The organism is Streptomyces sp. NPDC040405 (assembly GCF_055595765.1).
Genome location: NZ_JBVIVI010000001.1, coordinates 1,040,634 through 1,057,975 on the forward strand (window position 1 = coordinate 1,040,634; position 17,342 = coordinate 1,057,975).

A 17,342-nucleotide genomic window follows, 5' to 3' on the forward strand; every position below is an offset into this window, starting at 1 on the left:
CAGGATGCGTGGCGGATCACGCTCGGGGCAACCCATTTGTGCGGCACGGAGCCCCTACGCGGAGCGCGCGCGGGTGGCGAGGGCGCGTTCGGCCCGGACGTACGTCACGTCGTGATCGGCGAGGACGTTCGCGGCGACGCCGGGGCGGGCGAGGAGGGCGAGCAGCAGATGCTCGTCGCCGATGTGCTTGTCGCCGCGGCCGAGCGCGATCCGCAGCGACCGTTCAAGCACCGATTTGGCCTCGGCGTCGAAGCGCCTTCGGGAGCGGCGGCGCCGAGGGGCGGCCAGAGCGCCGACGCCGTGTTCCTCCTCCACGCGGGAGACGATCGCGTCCACGTCGATGCCGAGCCCCGCCAGCGCCTCCGCGTCCACGGGCGACATGCCGCCGCGGCGGCGGACGTCGGCCAGGGCGCGTTCGATCGAGGCGCGCCGTGCGGTGGCGCCCAGGGTGGCCAGGATGTCGGCGGCGGGGCTGGCGGGGCTGCCCGTACGGTCCGCACGGTCCAGGAGCGCGAGCAGCAGCTCGGGCTCCCCGACCGCGGCGACGCCCGTCTCGTCCGCCTGCCGGACGGCCCCGCGGACGATCTCGCGGGCACTGGTGGTGAACCTCTCGAACATCAACGCCTCCCGTGCTTCTTGTGAACCGCCTGACGACTGACGCCCAGCTCGGCCGCGATCTCCTGCCACGACCAGCCCTTGGCGCGGGCGCTGCGCACCTGTACGGCCTCCAGCTGCTCCAGCAGCCGCCGCAGCGCGGCGACGGCGCGCAGCCCGATGCGGGGGTCCCGGTCACCGGCGCGCTCGGCGAGATCCGTTGCTTCGGTCATGCCGTCAATTTAAGTTGACGCACGGAAGGCCGTCAACCTTAATTGACAAATCACGGCGGTAATCGGCTGGACGCCGTCGCCGCGGCCTTCGCCAGGCCGGGGGTGCGCAGCCTGACGTCGAGCGCGTTCCTGCCGCGCCCGAGCGCCCCTGATGCGAGGACCTATGGCCCGATTTACGGTGGTTCGAGGGGGTCGCGACGAGCCATGGAGGTGGCATCACATGGCGGGCAAGTTCGAGATCTACGAGGACAAGCGCGGCAAGCACCGCTTCCGCCTGAAAGCGGGCAACGGCGAGATCATCGCGGTCGGCGAATCGTATGACTCCAAGTCCGCGGCCCAGAAAGGCGTCGAGTCGGTCAAGAAGAACGCGCCCGAGGCCGAGGTCAAGGAGATCCCGACCGACAAGTCGTAGGGCCTGCGGGGCAGGCCCGGCGCGGTAGCCGCGCCGTACGGCCGACGGCGTCCGTACGGCGCTCGCTACTCTCCCGTACGTGACCAAGCCCCCGATATCCCAGGCCCTCGCCGCCGCCCGCGCCCGGCTCCGCCGGATCCGCGCCGGAGCCGCCCGTCGCTGGTCGCATCCCCGGCTGAGGTGGCCCAAGCGCGTCGTGGCGGCCCTCGTGGGGTGCCTGGTGCTGTCCCTGCTCGCCGCCGGGATCGCGCTGCGGCTGAATTACGCGGGCGACCCGGGGCCCGACACCCGCACCCGGGGCCGGGACGCGGTGTGGCTCGGCCACGCCTGGGTGGACGGCCGCAACGGCGACGCCGAACTCGCCTCCCTGGCCCGGCGGATACGCGGCACCGGCATCCGCGACCTGTACGTCCACGCAGGCCCCCTCGACCACGACGGCACCCTGCCCGCGAAGCGCTACCCGCGCGCCGGGTGGCTGCTGAAGGCCGTCCACCGCAAGCTGCCCGGCGTACGCGTACAGGCGTGGCTCGGCGACGTCCTGGCCACCGAGGGCCCGACCGGGCTCCGGCTCACCGACCCGCGCAGCCGGGCCCATGTGGTGCGCTCCGCCCGCCAGGTGCTCGACGCGGGCTTCGACGGCGTCCACTTCGACCTGGAGCCGCTGCACTCGGGCGACCGCGACTACCTCACCCTCCTCGACGACCTGCACGCCCTCACCCGCGCCCGCCGCGCCCCGCTCTCGGTCGCCGCCCACCAGATCGACCCGCTGCCCGCGCTGCACTCGGTGGCGGACTTCTTCACCGGCCACCCCAAGTGGTGGTCACAGGCGTTCTTCGGACAGGTGGCACGGCGGGTCGACCAGATCGCGGTCATGTCCTACGACACGTCGATGCCGCTGGAGAGCCTGTACGGCGGCTACGTGGCCCAGCAGACGGAATTGGCCCTGGAGGCCACCCCGCCGGGAACGGACCTCCTGATGGGCCTTCCCGGCTACCACACCAACAACCTGGGCCGCCACGCCTGGGCCGAGACCGTCACCGCCGCCACCCGGGGCACCCGCCTCGGCCTCGGCCGCGAGGACCGCCCGCGCAAGCGCTTCGGGGTGGCCCTGTACGTGGACTTCGCCGCCACGGACGCGGACTGGGCGGCGTACCGGGAGGGTTGGGGCACGCCTTAGAAGGCGGCCCGGGTGGCGGCCAGGAGGCGGGCCGTGTCGTCGGGGCAGATCATGAGGGCGCGGCCGACGGTTTCGAGGACCGCGCGCTCGGCGGGGCGGTAGGGGCCGTCGGCTACGGCGATGCGGGCGCCCTGGAGGAGGATCGCTTCGCGGCCGGTGGGGGCGAGGTGGGGGGCCAGGGGCTCCAGGGCCTCGTGCAGTTCGATGGCGAGCGCCGTACCGCAGGGGTCGAGGCCGTCGCGCTCGCCGGTGGCGGCGCCGGGCAGGCGGCCGGTGTCGGCGGCGAGCGCCTCGATGAGCGCGAGGAGCTGGTCCTCGTCGCAGTCGGCGAATCCGGCGGCGCGCACGGCGCCGACCGCGACCTGGCGCACCGCCGTGGCCTCGGTGCCGCCCGCGGCGAGGACCGCGAGGGCGACGGTGTGCACGGCGTCGCGCAGCATCGCGGAGAAGCGGGTGGTGGTGGGGTGGTCCAGGACTTCGGTGCCGAACCGGGTCGCGCAGGCGGCGCATTCGACGACGGGCGCGACCGGACCGCGGGGCAGCAGCGGCAGGCCGAGCACCACGATGCGGCGACGGCCGGTGCGGCGGCGGTAGTTGCGGTCGCCTCCGCAGTCGGGGCAGAAGAACTCACCATCGCCGACGGTCCGCCACAGAGTGCGTACGCCTACCACACACAGGTCCCGGTCACGGCGGGCTCGCGCACACACCACGTCACACCTCCATAACGCTTCGGCCACGTTGCCGCGTTGACGTGATGCTAGCCACATCTGTGATGTGCCGTCAGTACCCCGAACGGAGACAACAGGCCAAACCCGAGGCCCCGCCCACCTCACGCGGTGAACGGGGCCCCTTGTGGGTGACAGGATCAGCCGGTGTTCACCGCCGTGCGCGGTTGACCGCCGAGACGACGGCCTTGAGGGAGGCGCGCACGATGTTGGCGTCGACCCCGACGCCCCACAGCACCTTCCCGTCGATCGCGCATTCGATGTACGCGGCGGCCTGGGCGGCCGCGCCCTCGCTCAGGGTGTGCTCGGAGTAGTCCAGCAGCCGTACGTCGATGCCGATGGCGCCCAGGGCGTCGAAGAAGGCCGCCAGCGGGCCGTTGCCGGAACCGGTCAGGACGGTCTCGGCGCCGTCCACGACGGCCTCGACGGTGAGCGCGTCGGTGCCCTCGCTGGTGCTGGACGTCTGGGCGGTGCGCAGCGCGATCCGGCCCCACTGGTTGTCTTCCGTCGGCAGGTACTCGTCCTGGAAGGTCGCCCAGATCTGGGCCGGGGTGACCTCGCCGCCGTCGGCGTCGGTCTTGGCCTGAATCGTCTTGGAGAACTCGATCTGCATGCGGCGTGGCAGATCCAGGTTGTGGTCGTTCCGCAGGACATAGGCGATACCGCCCTTGCCGGACTGCGAGTTGACCCGGATGACGGCCTCGTAGGAGCGGCCGACGTCCTTGGGGTCGATGGGCAGGTACGGGACGGCCCACTCGATGTCGTCGACCGTCTTGCCCTGCTCGGCCGCGCTGGCCTCCAGCGCCTCGAACCCCTTCTTGATGGCGTCCTGGTGGGAGCCGGAGAAGGCGGTGTAGACCAGATCGCCCGCGTAGGGGTGGCGCGGGTGGATCTGCATCTGGTTGCAGTACTCGGCGGTGCGGCGGATCTCGTCGATCTGCGAGAAGTCGATCTGCGGGTCGACGCCCTGGGAGAACAGGTTCATGCCCAGGGTCACCAGGTCGACATTGCCGGTGCGCTCGCCCTGCCCGAACAGGCAGCCCTCGATGCGGTCCGCCCCGGCCATGATCGCCAGCTCGGCGGCGGCGACGGCCGTGCCGCGGTCGTTGTGCGGGTGGACGGACAGGCAGATGTGCTCGCGGCGGGACAGGTTCCGCGACATCCACTCGAACCGGTCCGCGTGGGTGGAGGGCGTCGAGCGCTCCACGGTCGCGGGCAGGTTGAGGATGATCTCGCGGCCGGCCTCGGGCTGCCAGACGTCCATGACGCCCTCGCAGACCTCCAGCGCGAAGTCCAGCTCGGTGTCGGTGAAGATCTCCGGGCTGTACTGGTAGCCGAAGACCGTGTCGTCGCCCAGGATCTTGTCGGCGTACTCGACGACCAGCCGGGTGCCGTCCACCGCGATCTGCTTGACCTGCTCACGGGTGCCGCGGAAGACGACGCGGCGGAAGGTGGGCGCGGTGGCGTTGTACAGGTGCACGGTGGCCCGGTGCGCCCCGCGCAGCGACTCGACGGTGCGCTCGATCAGCTCTTCGCGGGCCTGGGTGAGGACGGAGATCGTCACGTCCTCGGGGATCGCGTCCTCCTCGATGATCGACCGTACGAAGTCGAAGTCGGTCGAGCCGGAGGAGGGGAAGCCGACCTCGATCTCCTTGTATCCCATGCGGACCAGCAGGTCGAACATCTCGCGCTTGCGCACCGGGGACATCGGGTCGATCAGGGCCTGGTTGCCGTCCCGCAGGTCGGTGGACAGCCAGCGCGGCGCCGCGGTGATCCGGTTGTTCGGCCAGGTGCGGTCGGGGATGTCGACGGCCTCGTAAGAGCCGTACTTGTGGATCGGCATGCCCGAAGGCCGCTGGGTGACGGTCGCGGCGGTGATGGGCGTGGGACGGCCTACAGCGCGCTGACCGGGATTGTCGGACGTGCTCATGATGCGTGGGCTCCTCTGAGATCCGCTCGTGGTGTCCGCTCGGACGAAAGTCCATGGGGCGGCCGACGGGGCGAAATCACCGCAACACCGAACTCCGCGGGGAGGGGGTCGGCCTACGACTACAGGCCCTCGCCGCGGCAGCTAAGAAGAAGCAGCCCGAAACGCATGATGCCAAGCAGCGTAACCGAGACGCGCGCGACGTGTGGCCCCGTATCACTATGCGGACCACGGCATCTCGCGCGGAGGAATAACCATCAACCACTCGATTTCATCAATCATGACCGCAAGGCGTGACAAGCGATGGACACGGTGCGACATTGCCTGGATGGATGTCAACGTGAACTCCCGCAGGCGCGGTGTCTTCTGCACGATCGTGCCGCCGCATGTCCTCGACAAGCTCTCCCAACACGAGGACTCCGCCCTCGCCGACCCCGCCCGCCGCACCCTGGAGCGGGACGCGCTGGAGCGCACGCGCCGCCGGATCACCACCGTCCGCGGGATCGCCGCCCCCACCCTGGAGGGCGCGCCCTCCGACCGGCCCAAGCGGACGATCTACGACTCCCAGCACCAGGACGCGCTGCCGGGCAAGAAGGTCCGCGGCGAGGGCGACACCGCGACCTCGGACGAATCGGTGACCCGCGCCTACAACGGGCTGGGCGCGACCTTCGAGCTGTTCCTCAAGGTGTACGGCCGCCACTCGATCGACGACGCGGGCCTGTCGCTGGACGCGAGCGTCCACTACAGCCAGGACTACAACAACGCCTTCTGGAACGGCGAGCAGATGGTCTTCGGCGACGGCGACGGCGAGGTCTTCCTCGACTTCACCATCCCCGTCGACGTCATGGCCCACGAACTGACCCACGGCGTCACCCAGTACACCGCCAACCTGGACTACTTCGGCCAGTCCGGGGCGCTCAACGAGTCGATGTCCGATGTCTTCGGCTCGCTCGTCAAGCAGCACGCGCTGGGCCAGAGCGCCGACGAGGCCGACTGGCTGATCGGCGCCGGGCTGCTGGCGGAGCGGGTCACCGGGGTGGCCCTGCGCTCGATGAAGGCCCCCGGCACGGCGTACGACGACGACGTCCTCGGCAAGGACCCGCAGCCGGGCACGATGGACGACTACGTGCGCACCTCGCGCGACAACGGCGGCGTCCACATCAACTCCGGCATCCCCAACCACGCCTTCTACCTGGCCGCCACGGCCCTCGGCGGCAACGCGTGGGAGAAGGCCGGGCGGGTCTGGTACGACGTGCTGACCGGCGGCGAGCTGTCCCAGGACGCGCAGTTCGACGACTTCGCCCGGCTCACGGTGGCCGCGGCGCAGGCCCGCTACGGCGAGGGCGAGGAGCGGGACGCGGTGCGGGCGGCCTGGGAGGGCGTCGGGATCACCGACCTGGACGCGCGCTGAGCCTCACCCTCGGGTACTGATGGACCTATGCGTATCTCCGTGACCCGCTCCGGCGGATTCGCCGGAATCGAGCGCCGGGCCGATCTGGACACCTCCGGACGGCCCGACGCCACCCATCTGGCCGCCCTGGCCCACCAGGCCGTCGAGTCCGGCGCCCCGGCGGCCACGCGCGGCGTCCCGGACGGCTTCCACTACGAGATCACGGTGGACGGCCGCACGGTCCACGCCGCGGACCCCCACCTCAGCGACGCCCAGCGCGAGCTGGTACGGACGGTCCTGAAGGAGGGCACGTAGCGGCAAGAGGGCCGGGGCCCTCAGAAGCCCAGCCTCCGCAGCTGCTTCGGGACCCGCCCGCTCTGCGCCCTCAGAAACCCAGCCGACGCAGCTGCTTCGGGTCCCGCTGCCAATCCTTGGCCACCTTGACATGAAGGTCGAGGTAGACCGGGGTCCCGAGCAGCGCCTCGATGTGTTTGCGGGACTTGGAGCCGACGTCCTTCAGGCGGCGGCCCTTGGGGCCGATGACGATGCCCTTCTGGCTGGGGCGCTCGATGTAGAGGTTGGCGTGGATGTCCAGCAGCGGCTTGTCCGCCGGGCGGTCCTCGCGCGGCAGCATCTCCTCCACGACCACCGCGATCGAGTGCGGCAGCTCGTCCCGTACGCCCTCGAGCGCCGCCTCGCGGATCAGCTCGGCGACCATCACCTGCTCCGGCTCGTCGGTGAGGTCACCCTCGGGGTAGAGGGTCGGGCCCTCGGGGAGCAGCGGGACGAGCAGATCGGCCAGCAGACCGACCTGGCCAGCCCCTCTCCCACCACCACCCTCATCCGAGGGACTGCGTCCCGCCCTCTCTTTTTCCGCGCCGACGGCCGAGACCGGGACGATCTCGGCCCACTCGATGCCCAGATCCTTGCCGAGCCGGTCGATGGCCAGGAGCTGCTGGGCCAGTTGCTCCGACTCGACCAGGTCGGTCTTGGTGACGATGGCGACCTTGGGCGTCTTCTTGATCCCGGCCAGCTCGGTGGCGATGAAGCGGTCGCCGGGGCCCAGCTTCTGGTCGGCGGGCAGGCAGAAGCCGATGACGTCGACCTCGGCCCAGGTGGTCCGCACGACGTCGTTCAGCCGCTCGCCGAGCAGGGTGCGCGGCTTGTGCAGACCGGGGGTGTCGACGAGCACCAGCTGTGCGTCGGGGCGGTGCACGATGCCGCGCACCGTGTGCCGGGTGGTCTGCGGGCGGTTGGAGGTGATCGCGACCTTCGTCCCCACCAGCGCATTGGTCAGGGTCGACTTGCCCGCGTTGGGGCGGCCGACGAAGCAGGCGAAACCCGAGCGGTGCGGGGTCTCCCGCTGCTCGGTCGGGGACGGGGAGGTACCGGCAGTCATGGCCACCATTCTCCCCGATGCCCCGGACACCTCCGACCAGCCGCCCGTCCCGCCCCGTTCCCCGCTGGTGGTCACACCGGCAGCGTGGCACGCAGGGTGCCGTCGGTGGCCGCCAGCAGGATCGGGGTCCCGGCGCCGCCGAGGTCCCGTACGGCCGCGCGGTCCTCGTCGGAGGCGGTCTCCGCCTCGGTCACCACGGCCGCGGCCTCCAGCGACTTCGCCCCGCTGGCGACCGCCATCGCGACGGCGGTGCGCACCGCGCTGAGCTGGAGCGAGTCGAGGGCGACGGTACCGGCGACGTACGTACGCCCCGTCTCGTCGCGCACGGCGGCGCCCTCCGCGACGCCGTTGCGGGCCCGCGCGGAGCGGGCCAGCGTGATGATCTTGCGGTCTTCGGGGTCCAGCTGCGCTGCTTCGCTCATACGGATGAGCATAGGACGGAGCACTGACAGGGCGCTGACCGGGCATGACACCCGGTTGTGCGCATGAGCCCGCGCCGGGCCGCAGTGGCAACGGCCCGGCGCGGGTGTACGGGATCCGCTACGGGAGCAGCGGCAGCGGCTGGAACGTCAGCGAGGCCGACGCCGTGGCCGGGCTGAGGCCCGGGCCGCCCGCGAAGGTGGCGGTGTAGGTGGCGGCGGTCAGTACCGAGGGCGGGACGACGACATTGGTCAGCGTCGCCACGCCGGAGGCGTTGGTGACCGCGGTGCCCAGGGGGATCGGCCCCAGCGCGGTGTTGGCCGTGAAGACGATGCTCTGGCCGGGGACGGGGTTGTTGGACTGGTCCTTGAGGGTGGCGCTGAGGGTCGGGATGATGAGCTGGCCGTTGAGCCGCAGCCGGATGAGGGCCGGGGTGGCGGTCAGGGTGGTGGTCGTCGAACCGGCCACGGTCTGGGTGAGCGACGCGGTCGACGGGTTGTAGCAGCTGTCACCGCTGTAGGTCGCGGTGACGGTGTGCGAGCCGGTGGTGAGGGCGTTGGTGCTCACGGTGGTCTGCCCGGCCGCGTTGAGCGTCCCGGTCAGGGTCGGACCGCCGCTGATCACGAACGTGACCGTGCCGGTCGGGGTGCCGGTCCCCGGCGCCACCGGGGCCACGGTGGCGGTGAAGGTCACCGTCTGGCCGGGGGCGGAGGGGTTGGGGGCGGAGGTGAGCGTGGTGGTGGTGTTCGTCGTGTTCACCGTGGCCGTACCGCTGGCCGTCGACCCCGAGACGCCGGTGTTGCCCGCGTACGTGGCCGTCACCGGGTGCGAGCCCACGCTGAGCCCGGTGGTGGTCACGCATGCCTGACCACTGGCGTTGAGCGTTCCGGTCAGGGTGGGACCGCCGCTGATCGCGAAGGTGACCGTGCCGGTCGGGGTGCAGGTGCCCGGGGACGCGACGGTCACCTGGGCGCAGAGCGTCACCGACTGGCTGCACACGGACGGGTTGGGCGTGATCGTCAACGCCGTCGAGGAAGTGGCCTGGTTGACGGTGACCGAGCCGCTGCCCGTCGAGGCTGCGACGCCGCCGCCTCCCCCGTAGGTCGCCGTCACCGTGTGGGTGCCGACCGGGATGGCGGTGGTGGAGACGCAGGCCATGCCGGTGGCGTCGACCGTGGCCGTGAGGGTCGGGCCGCCCGAGACCGCGAAGGTCACCGTGCCGGTCGGGGCGCAGGTGCCCGGCGGCACGGTGGTCACCTGGGCGCACAGCAGGACCGACTGGCCGCAGACCGAGGTGTTCGGTGTGGCCGTGACCGTGGTGGTCGACGCGGCCTGATTCACCGTCACCGTGCCCGTGGCGGAGGAACCCGCGATGTTGGTGTTGCCCAGGTACGTGACCGTCACCGTGTGCGTGCCCACAGGGATGGCACTGGTCGTCACGCATGCCTGCCCGCTGCCGTTCAGCGTCCCGGTCAGGGTCGGACCACCGGAGATCGCGAAGATGACCGTCCCTGTCGCTGTGCAGGTGCTCGGCGGCCCCACCGTCACCTGCGCGCAGATGGTCACCGCCTCACCGCAGACCGACGGACTCGGCGACACCGACACCGAGACCGCGGACGCGCCCTGGTTTACGGTGACGGGTGTGGTGTCCGACGAGCCCGATACGCCGGCGTCCCCCGCGTACGTCGCGGTGACCGTATGGGCCCCCACCGGGATGGCGCTGGTGGACACGCACGCGTTTCCGGCGCCGTCCAGCGTCGCGGTCAGCGTCGGACCACCGGAGACCGCGAACGATACCGTCCCGGTCGGGGTACACGTCCCCGGCGCCACCGTGGCCACATGGGCGCACAGCAGCACCGACTGGCCGCAGACCGATGTACTCGGTGTGGCCGTGACCGTGGTGGTCGACGCGGCCTGATTCACCGTCACCGTGCCCGTGGCGGAGGAACCCGCGATGTTGGTGTTGCCCGCGTAGGTGGCCGTGACCGCATGCGTCCCCACCGGGATGGCACTGGTCGTGACGCATGCCTGCCCGCTGCCGTCCAGCGTCCCGGTCAGGGTCGGGCCACCGGAGATCGCGAAGATGACCGTCCCTGTCGCTGTGCAGGTGCTCGGCGGCCCCACCGTCACCTGCGCGCAGATGGTCACCGCCTCACCGCAGACCGACGGACCCGGCAGCGTCAGCGTCGTCGTGGACGCCCCCTGGCCCACCGTCACCGAACCCGTGGTGGACGAACCCGCGATATCCGTGTTGCCCCCGTAGGTGACCGTGACCGCATGCGTCCCCACCGGAATGGCACTGGTCGGCACACACGCCTGCCCGCTGCCGTCCAGCGTCCCGGTAAGCGTCGGACCGCCCGCCACCGCGAACGTCACCGTCCCCGTCGCCGTGCACGTACTCGGCGGATCCACCGTCACCTGCGCGCACAGCGTCACCGGCTCACCACACACCGGCGACGCGGGAGAGGACGAGAACACCGTCGTCGACGCCCCCTGCCCCACCGTGAGCGGGGTCAGGCCGGAGTTGGACGCGGCGAACTCGGCATCGCCGAGGTAGAACGCCGCGACCTGGTGGGTGCCCACGCTCAGGGCGGGGACCGTGACGGAGGCGTTTCCGGCACCGTCGAGCGTTCCGCTCACCGTGGGCCCGTCCGCGCTGATGATGAACGTGACCGTACCGGTGGGTGTGCCGCTGCCAGGGGGCACCGCCGCCACGTGCGCGGTCAGCGTCACCGTCTCCCCGCAGACGGGGGCCGCCGGTGTGAAGGTGACGGTGGTCGTGGTCGCCGCCTGGCTGACCAGTTGGATGGTCGTGCCCGACGAGTTGTCCAACGGAGCGACGAGGCTGACGAAGTTCGCCGTGACCACATGGGAGCCGACAGCGAGTGACGCGTCGGTCACACTGGCCTGGCCGGAGAAGAGGCCAGTGGGGGTGAGCGGCACGGGCCCCAGGGTCGGGCCGCCGGAGAGGACGAAGGTGACGTCCCCAGCGAGGGCGGTCAGGCCGGTGACGGTGGCCGTGTAGGTGACGGATTCACCGGAGACGGAGGGGTTCGGCGTCGAAGTCACTGTGGTGGAGGACATGAGGGCGCCCCTTCCTGATGACAGGTAGGGGTGGGCCGCCCGGCCCCGCGGCGTGCGCCTGCAGAACCATGGCCTCCGAACGGGGGTGCCCATACGGCCGACTGTCTACGTCAAGCAGACAAGTCGGCTGTCCCCCGACAGAGGTATGGGCGACCCACCAGTCGGTATCTGTAAGTAAGCAGGGGCCTACGTCAGATGGGCTAGACCGGGGAGGGCGAATCCACTCGTATGGCGCAGCGCGGCCCGCGCGCGTCCGTGCGCCGTCGTGCCGGGGTGTGTCCCCCCGCGCGGCCGGAGGGGGCCGGGGCCGCGGCTACGACTCGGCCGCCGCCGTCTCCCGCACCGGCTCCACGAGCACCGTCACGATGCGGTTGCGGCGCCCCGCCGGGGATTCGGCGGTCAGCCGCAGCGCCTTCAGGGCCGGGTCGGTGCCGCCCTCGGGGACGTCGACCTGGACCGTGGCTCCCGCGATCGGCACGCGGCCCAGCGACTTGGCGAGCAGCCCGCCCACCGTCTCGACGTCCTCGTCCTCCAGGGCCGTGCCGTACAGCTCGCCGAGGTCGCCGAGGCCGAGCCGGGCGGTGACCCGGTGGCTGCCGTCGCCAAGGTCCTCGACGGGCGGCAGTTCGCGGTCGTACTCGTCGGTGATCTCGCCGACGATCTCCTCGAGGATGTCCTCGATGGTGACGATGCCCGCCGTGCCGCCGTACTCGTCGATCACCACGGCCACGTGGTTGCGCGCCTGCTGCATCTCGCGCAGCAGATCGCCCGCGTTCTTGGTGTCGGGGACGAAGGCGGCGGGCCGCATCGCGGTGGAGACCAGCTCGGACTCGGACTCGCGGTTGATGTGCGTCTTGCGGACCAGGTCCTTCAGATACACGATCCCGACGATGTCGTCCTCGTTCTCCCCGGTGACCGGGATCCGGGAGAAGCCGGAGCGCAGCGCGAGGGTGAGCGCCTGCCGGATGGTCTTGAAGCGCTCGATGGCCACCAGATCGGTGCGCGGCACCATCACCTCGCGCACCAGGGTGTCGCCCAGCTCGAAGACGGAGTGCACCATGCGCCGCTCGTCGTCCTCGATCAGCGACTCCTGCTCGGCGAGGTCGACCAGCGCGCGCAGCTCGGCCTCGGAGGCGAACGGGCCCTTCCGGAAGCCCTTTCCGGGGGTGAGCGCGTTACCGAGGAGGATCAGCAGCGGCGGGATGGGGCCCATGATCCGGGCCAGCGGAATCAGCACATAGGCGGCGACGGTCGAGGTGTTGAGCGGATGCTGCGCGCCGATCGTGCGCGGCGAGACGCCGACGGCCACGTACGACACCAGGACCATCACGCCGATCGCGACGGTCAGCGCCTTCCACGTCTCCGGGAACGCGTGCAGACAGCCGTACGTGACGACGGCCCCCGCCGCCACCTCGCACGCGACGCGCACCAGCAGCGCCACGTTGAGGTAGCGGGTGGGGTCCTCGGCCACCAGCATCAGCTTGGCGCTGCCCCGCCGCCCGGTCCGCACCGCTTCCTCGGCGCGGAACCGGGTGGTGCGGGCGAGGCCCGCCTCGGCGCAGGCCGCCAGCCAGGCGACCACCACCAGCAGGACGGCCGCCGTGAGGAGCTGCCCGTTCATCGCGTGGTGGGGGCCGGGGAGGGCCCGGTCAGGCCGTACTCCGCCCGCCAGCCGTCGATGATCGCGGCCTGGAGGCCGAACATCTCGGCGCGCTCGTCCGGCTCCTCGTGGTCGTAGCCGAGGAGGTGGAGGACGCCGTGGACGGTGAGCAGTTGCAGCTCCTCGTCCATGGAGTGCCCGGTCGGCGCCTCCTCGCCCTGCTTCTTGGCCACGTCGGGGCAGAGCACGATGTCCCCGAGGAGGCCCTGCGGGGGCTCCTCGTCGTCCTTGGCGGGCGGCCGCAGCTCGTCCATCGGGAAGGACATGACATCGGTCGGCCCCGGCAGGTCCATCCACTGGATGTGGAGCTGCTCCATGGCGTCGGCGTCGACGACGATCAGCGACAGCTCGGAGAGCGGGTGGATACGCATCCGGGCCAGTGCGTAGCGGGCGACGTCCAAAATCGCGCGCTCGTCGATGTCCGTGCCGGATTCGTTGTTGACGTCGATCGCCATGGGGTGGTTCGTCTTTTCTCGGGGTTCTCGGTCGGGGTTCTCGGTCTTCTCGGGTACGGTCACTGCCCGTTGCGGCTGTCGTACTGCTCGTACGCGTCGACGATACGGCCGACCAGCTTGTGCCGGACCACGTCCTTGCTGGTGAGCAGGGAGAAGTGGACGTCCTCGACGCCGTCCAGGATGTCCCGCACCTGGCGCAGACCGCTCTTGGTCCCGCCCGGAAGGTCGACCTGGGTGACATCGCCCGTGATCACGATCTTGGAGTCGAAGCCGAGCCGGGTGAGGAACATCTTCATCTGCTCGGGGTTCGTGTTCTGCGCCTCGTCGAGGATGATGAACGCGTCGTTCAGCGTCCGGCCGCGCATGTACGCCAGCGGGGCGACCTCGATCGTGCCCGCGGCCATCAGGCGCGGGATGGAGTCGGGGTCGAGCATGTCGTGCAGCGCGTCGTACAGGGGCCGCAGATACGGGTCGATCTTCTCGTAGAGCGTGCCGGGCAGGAAGCCCAGCCGCTCCCCCGCCTCGACCGCCGGCCGGGTCAGGATGATCCGGGTGACCTGCTTGGACTGCAGGGCCTGGACCGCCTTGGCCATGGCCAGATAGGTCTTGCCGGTACCGGCCGGGCCGATGCCGAAGACGACGGTGTGCTTGTCTATAGCGTCGACATAGCGCTTCTGGTTGAGCGTCTTGGGGCGGATGGTGCGGCCGCGGTTGGAGAGGATGTTCTGAGTGAGCACCTCGGCGGGCGTCTCGGCCGACTCGCCCTCGCCGTTCTCGGCTGCGCGCAGCATGGAGATGGAGCGCTCCACCGCGTCCTCCGTCATCGGTTGACCGGTGCGGAGCACCAGCATCATCTCATCGAACAGACGCTGGACCAGGGCGACTTCCTCAGGGTCCCCGGTCGCGCTGACTTCATTGCCCCGGACATGGATATCGGTCGACGGGAACGCCTTTTCGATCACACGCAGCAGCGAATCCCCGGACCCCAGGACCATGACCATCGGATGCTTGGTCGGGACCGTGAACTGCGCATGCGCCTGCGGTGCTGTGGTTGGTTGCGTCATGGGCTCGGCTCTACGGCCTGCTCCTACCTCCTGCGACAAGGGTTCTCGCTGCTCGACAACCTTGAGATACCAGGGTACGACGGGCCACCGACAAGACCCGAGTGCTTTTACTCCACACCCTTCATCGCACCGGGCCTCCACCGCCCCGTGCCTGGTACGGGGCACGGGTGTTCACGCCCGGCGGAAACCGATCGTGGGGACGGCCCGGCGCAGGAGGCCGGGGCGGGCGACGCTGGGCAGCAGGCGGTCGAGGAAGCCGTAGCGGCGCAGCGCGCTCGGGACCTGGTCGTCGTAGGAGCGGGCGTGCTGCCACCAGGCGCCGATCTCGCACCAGCCGGGCGCGGAGAGCGAGCCGCCGAACTCCTGGACGGACAGCGCGGCGGTCAGCCCGGCGAACGCGAGCCGGTCCGCGAGCGGCCAGTCGGCCAGGGTGCCGGTGACGAAGCCCGCGACGAACACGTCCCCGGCGCCGGTCGGATCGAGCGCCTCCACGGCGATCGCGGGCACCTCGGCGGTCTCGCCGGTGCGGCCGTCCACCGCGTACGCCCCCTCCGAGCCCAGGGTGACCACGGCGAGCGGCACCAGGTCGGCGAGCGCGCGGGCGGCGGCGCGCGGGCAGTCGGTGCGGGTGTAGGACATCGCCTCGGCCGCGTTGGGCAGGAACGCCTCGCAGTGCTCCAGATCGGCGAGGTCCGCCGGGTCCCAGCGGCCGGTGTCGTCCCAGCCGACGTCCGCGAAGACCCGGCTGCCCTGCCGGGCGGCCTCGGCGACCCACTCCTCCCGGCGGCCGGGGACGAGCGAGGCGATGGCGGCCCGGGCCGGGGGCGGGCAGCTGGGCGCGGGTTCCTCGGGCGGCGGCGCCTCGTGCCCGTGGCTGACCATCGTGCGCTCGCCCTCGTACGCCATGGAGACGGTCACCGGGGAATGCCAGCCGGGGATGGTGCGGGACAGCGACAGATCGATGCCCTCGCCGCGCTCCAGCGCGTCCCGGCAGTAGTCGCCGTAGTGGTCGTCGCCGAAGGCGGCGGCGAGCGAGGTGCGCAGCCCCAGCCGGGCCAGCGCGGTGGCCATGTTGGCGACGCCGCCGGGGCTGGAACCCATGCCGCGGGCCCAGGATTCGGTGCCGCGGACGGGCGCGGAGTCCAGGCCGGTGAAGATGATGTCGAGGAAGACGGTGCCGGTGAGATAGACGTCGCAGCCCGGGTCGCCGGGGCCGCGGACGGCCGCCAGCGGATCGAGCAGGGGGCGGCAGGGCGAGGGCTGGTCACCGTCGTGTGTCGTCACCGTGTGCTCCCAGGTCGGACCGTTCTGTTCCCGCCGCCTTGTTCGCTGCTGCCGTGCTGTCGCTGCCGTTCCCGTTGCCGGCGTTCCGTTGGGGCTGCCGGGGCGGATGCGGCCAGTGTGCCCGATGCCACCCGGTGCCCGCGGCGGAACGGCCGCGCTCGCGGCGGAACAGCGGGGCTAGCGGCGCTTCGGCACGGCCACGCGCGTCAGGTCCTGGGCGACGGTCAGCTCCCCGTCGAAGCCCGCCGCCCGCGCCTGGCGCTCGAACTCGGCCGGGTCGCCGTACCGCTGCGAGAAGTGCGTCAGCACCAGGTGGCGTACGCCCGCCTGGGCCGCGATCCGGGCCGCCTGCCCGGCCGTCAGATGGCCGTGCTCGGTCGCCAGCGGCTCGTCCTCGTCCAGGAACGTCGACTCGATCACGAGGAGATCGCAGCCCTCCGCCAGCCGTTCCGCCCCCTCGCACAGCCGGGTGTCCATGATGAACGCGAACCGCTGGCCGCGCCGGGCCTGGCTGACCTCCTCCAGCGTGACCGTGCGCCCGTCCCGCTCGATCGCGCCCTCCCGCTGGAGCGTGCCGATCTCCGGCCCGCGCACCCCGTGCGCCGCGAGCCGCTCCGGCAGCATCCGGCGGCCGTCGGGCTCGACGAGGCGGTATCCGTACGACTCGACCGGGTGCGAGAGCCGGGCCGCCTCCAGCGTGTACGCGGTGGTACGGGCGATCACCTCGCCGTCACCACCGACCGGCTGCTCGGTCAGCGGGACCGTCTCGCGGTAGGCCGTGGCGTACCGCAGCCGGTCGAAGAAGCGCTGTCCGCTCGCCGGGTAGTGCGCGGTCACCGGATGGGGAACCCGGTCGAGGTTGATCCGCTGGATCACCCCGGACAGCCCCAGCGAGTGGTCCCCGTGGAAGTGGGTGACGCAGATCCGGTTGATGTCATGGGCGGCGACCCCGGCCCGCAGCATCTGCCGCTGCGTTCCCTCGCCGGGGTCGAACAGAACGCCTTCGCCGTCCCAGCGCAGCAGGTATCCGTTGTGATTGCGGTGCCGGGTGGGCACCTGGCTCGCGGTGCCGAGGACGACCAGTTCGCGTGCGGACAACGGAACTACCCGGGGGGCCAGTTGAGGCCGCGGCCGCCCAGGACATGGGCATGCGCGTGGAAGACGGTCTGCCCGGCGCCCGAGCCCGTGTTGAACACCACCCGGAAGCCGGTGCCGTCGATCTTCTCGTCGGTGGCGACCGCGTTCGTCTCGCACAGCACGTCCGCGGCGATCCGCGGCTCGGCGGCCGCCAGGGACGCGGCGTCCGGATAGTGCACCTTGGGGATCACCAGGACATGCGTCGGTGCCTGGGGGTTGATGTCGCGGAACGCGACCGTGGTGTCCGTCTCGCGGACGACGGTCGCGGGCACCTCCCCCGAGACAATCTTGCAGAACAGGCAGTCGGCCTGCGGTTCTCCCGCCACCGGTGGCTCCTTACGGATCGTCGGCTGGATCATGGGCACTTCTGGATCATCAACG

At 71.3% G+C, this 17,342-nt stretch carries 17 protein-coding genes; 4 read left to right on the forward strand and 13 right to left on the reverse strand.

Features of this window, described 5'->3' with window-relative positions; all coding sequences use genetic code 11:
* Positions 1 to 54: 54 nt before the first annotated feature.
* The gene (locus ACZ59A_RS04650) at positions 55 to 618 is read right to left on the reverse strand and encodes a Clp protease N-terminal domain-containing protein (protein ID WP_470953460.1); all 564 of its coding nucleotides are present in this window, start codon (positions 616 to 618) and stop codon (positions 55 to 57) included.
* On the reverse strand, positions 618 to 827 hold the full coding sequence (locus ACZ59A_RS04655; RefSeq protein ID WP_030081114.1) for a helix-turn-helix domain-containing protein: 210 nt from the start codon (positions 825 to 827) through the stop codon (positions 618 to 620). Before ACZ59A_RS04655 ends, ACZ59A_RS04650 begins: the two co-directional genes overlap by 1 nt.
* A gap of 220 nt (positions 828 to 1,047) precedes the next feature.
* Here ACZ59A_RS04655 and ACZ59A_RS04660 point away from each other — a divergent pair, with 220 nt between their 5' ends.
* Positions 1,048 to 1,239 (forward strand): YegP family protein, encoded by a 192-nt coding sequence (locus ACZ59A_RS04660; protein WP_468055069.1) that lies wholly within the window; start codon positions 1,048 to 1,050, stop codon positions 1,237 to 1,239.
* Positions 1,240 to 1,318: 79 nt separating this feature from the next.
* A complete protein-coding gene (locus ACZ59A_RS04665; protein WP_470953463.1) occupies positions 1,319 to 2,416 on the forward strand; it encodes a glycoside hydrolase family 18 protein in 1,098 nt (365 codons plus the stop codon).
* Here the strand turns inward: ACZ59A_RS04665 and ACZ59A_RS04670 are convergent.
* Together ACZ59A_RS04670 and leuA are read right to left on the reverse strand one after the other, a co-directional pair.
* Complete coding sequence (locus tag ACZ59A_RS04670; RefSeq protein ID WP_470953466.1) at positions 2,413 to 3,126, reverse strand: TerB family tellurite resistance protein; 714 nt, start codon at positions 3,124 to 3,126, stop codon at positions 2,413 to 2,415. The genes ACZ59A_RS04665 and ACZ59A_RS04670 overlap by 4 nt on opposite strands.
* 166 nt (positions 3,127 to 3,292) lie before the next feature.
* Positions 3,293 to 5,071: a 2-isopropylmalate synthase gene (gene leuA, locus ACZ59A_RS04675; RefSeq protein WP_470953468.1), complete on the reverse strand. Its 1,779-nt coding sequence runs from the start codon at positions 5,069 to 5,071 to the stop codon at positions 3,293 to 3,295.
* 325 nt (positions 5,072 to 5,396) lie between these two features.
* Between leuA and ACZ59A_RS04680 the strand changes: the two genes are divergently transcribed.
* Positions 5,397 to 6,479 carry a M4 family metallopeptidase gene (locus tag ACZ59A_RS04680; RefSeq protein ID WP_470953470.1) on the forward strand — a complete coding sequence of 361 codons (1,083 nt, stop codon included), beginning with the start codon at positions 5,397 to 5,399 and terminating at the stop codon, positions 6,477 to 6,479.
* Positions 6,480 to 6,506: 27 nt separating this feature from the next.
* On the forward strand, positions 6,507 to 6,773 hold the full coding sequence (locus ACZ59A_RS04685; RefSeq protein WP_468055078.1) for a protealysin inhibitor emfourin: 267 nt from the start codon (positions 6,507 to 6,509) through the stop codon (positions 6,771 to 6,773).
* Positions 6,774 to 6,843: 70 nt separating this feature from the next.
* Here the strand turns inward: ACZ59A_RS04685 and ACZ59A_RS04690 are convergent, their stop codons facing one another.
* The 9 genes from ACZ59A_RS04690 to ACZ59A_RS04730 form a co-directional block, all read right to left on the reverse strand.
* Positions 6,844 to 7,857, reverse strand: coding sequence for a GTPase Era (locus ACZ59A_RS04690; protein WP_470953473.1), 1,014 nt, complete (start codon positions 7,855 to 7,857; stop codon positions 6,844 to 6,846).
* Positions 7,858 to 7,928: 71 nt separating this feature from the next.
* Positions 7,929 to 8,291, reverse strand: coding sequence for a cytidine deaminase (locus tag ACZ59A_RS04695; RefSeq protein WP_470953476.1), 363 nt, complete (start codon positions 8,289 to 8,291; stop codon positions 7,929 to 7,931).
* Between the two features lie 106 nt (positions 8,292 to 8,397).
* A complete protein-coding gene (locus ACZ59A_RS04700; protein ID WP_470953478.1) occupies positions 8,398 to 11,361 on the reverse strand; it encodes a beta strand repeat-containing protein in 2,964 nt (987 codons plus the stop codon).
* Between the two features lie 313 nt (positions 11,362 to 11,674).
* Positions 11,675 to 12,982, reverse strand: coding sequence for a hemolysin family protein (locus ACZ59A_RS04705; protein ID WP_470953482.1), 1,308 nt, complete (start codon positions 12,980 to 12,982; stop codon positions 11,675 to 11,677).
* Positions 12,979 to 13,476: an rRNA maturation RNase YbeY gene (ybeY, locus tag ACZ59A_RS04710; RefSeq protein ID WP_123104078.1), complete on the reverse strand. Its 498-nt coding sequence runs from the start codon at positions 13,474 to 13,476 to the stop codon at positions 12,979 to 12,981. Before ybeY ends, ACZ59A_RS04705 begins: the two co-directional genes overlap by 4 nt.
* 59 nt (positions 13,477 to 13,535) lie before the next feature.
* Positions 13,536 to 14,540, reverse strand: coding sequence for a PhoH family protein (locus ACZ59A_RS04715; protein ID WP_470953485.1), 1,005 nt, complete (start codon positions 14,538 to 14,540; stop codon positions 13,536 to 13,538).
* A 171-nt stretch (positions 14,541 to 14,711) separates the two neighbouring features.
* Positions 14,712 to 15,824: a PfkB family carbohydrate kinase gene (locus ACZ59A_RS04720; RefSeq protein ID WP_470953487.1), complete on the reverse strand. Its 1,113-nt coding sequence runs from the start codon at positions 15,822 to 15,824 to the stop codon at positions 14,712 to 14,714.
* A gap of 177 nt (positions 15,825 to 16,001) precedes the next feature.
* The gene (locus ACZ59A_RS04725; protein ID WP_470953489.1) at positions 16,002 to 16,922 is read right to left on the reverse strand and encodes a ribonuclease Z; all 921 of its coding nucleotides are present in this window, start codon (positions 16,920 to 16,922) and stop codon (positions 16,002 to 16,004) included.
* Positions 16,923 to 16,927: 5 nt separating this feature from the next.
* Positions 16,928 to 17,287 carry a histidine triad nucleotide-binding protein gene (locus ACZ59A_RS04730; RefSeq protein ID WP_468050172.1) on the reverse strand — a complete coding sequence of 120 codons (360 nt, stop codon included), beginning with the start codon at positions 17,285 to 17,287 and terminating at the stop codon, positions 16,928 to 16,930.
* Positions 17,288 to 17,342: the final 55 nt, after the last annotated feature.

What these genes read in the sequence shown, in the direction of transcription:
- ACZ59A_RS04700 (WP_470953478.1), bottom strand. Translation starts at nt 11,361, where the DNA reads ATGTCCTCCACCACAGTGACTTCGACGCCGAACCCCTCCGTCTCCGGT.
- ACZ59A_RS04650 (WP_470953460.1), bottom strand. Translation starts at nt 618, where the DNA reads ATGTTCGAGAGGTTCACCACCAGTGCCCGCGAGATCGTCCGCGGGGCC.
- ACZ59A_RS04680 (WP_470953470.1), top strand. Translation starts at nt 5,397, where the DNA reads ATGGATGTCAACGTGAACTCCCGCAGGCGCGGTGTCTTCTGCACGATC.
- ACZ59A_RS04685 (WP_468055078.1), top strand. Translation starts at nt 6,507, where the DNA reads ATGCGTATCTCCGTGACCCGCTCCGGCGGATTCGCCGGAATCGAGCGC.
- ybeY (WP_123104078.1), bottom strand. Translation starts at nt 13,476, where the DNA reads ATGGCGATCGACGTCAACAACGAATCCGGCACGGACATCGACGAGCGC.
- leuA (WP_470953468.1), bottom strand. Translation starts at nt 5,071, where the DNA reads ATGAGCACGTCCGACAATCCCGGTCAGCGCGCTGTAGGCCGTCCCACG.
- ACZ59A_RS04705 (WP_470953482.1), bottom strand. Translation starts at nt 12,982, where the DNA reads ATGAACGGGCAGCTCCTCACGGCGGCCGTCCTGCTGGTGGTGGTCGCC.
- ACZ59A_RS04695 (WP_470953476.1), bottom strand. Translation starts at nt 8,291, where the DNA reads ATGCTCATCCGTATGAGCGAAGCAGCGCAGCTGGACCCCGAAGACCGC.
- ACZ59A_RS04715 (WP_470953485.1), bottom strand. Translation starts at nt 14,540, where the DNA reads ATGACGCAACCAACCACAGCACCGCAGGCGCATGCGCAGTTCACGGTC.
- ACZ59A_RS04660 (WP_468055069.1), top strand. Translation starts at nt 1,048, where the DNA reads ATGGCGGGCAAGTTCGAGATCTACGAGGACAAGCGCGGCAAGCACCGC.
- ACZ59A_RS04690 (WP_470953473.1), bottom strand. Translation starts at nt 7,857, where the DNA reads ATGACTGCCGGTACCTCCCCGTCCCCGACCGAGCAGCGGGAGACCCCG.
- ACZ59A_RS04655 (WP_030081114.1), bottom strand. Translation starts at nt 827, where the DNA reads ATGACCGAAGCAACGGATCTCGCCGAGCGCGCCGGTGACCGGGACCCC.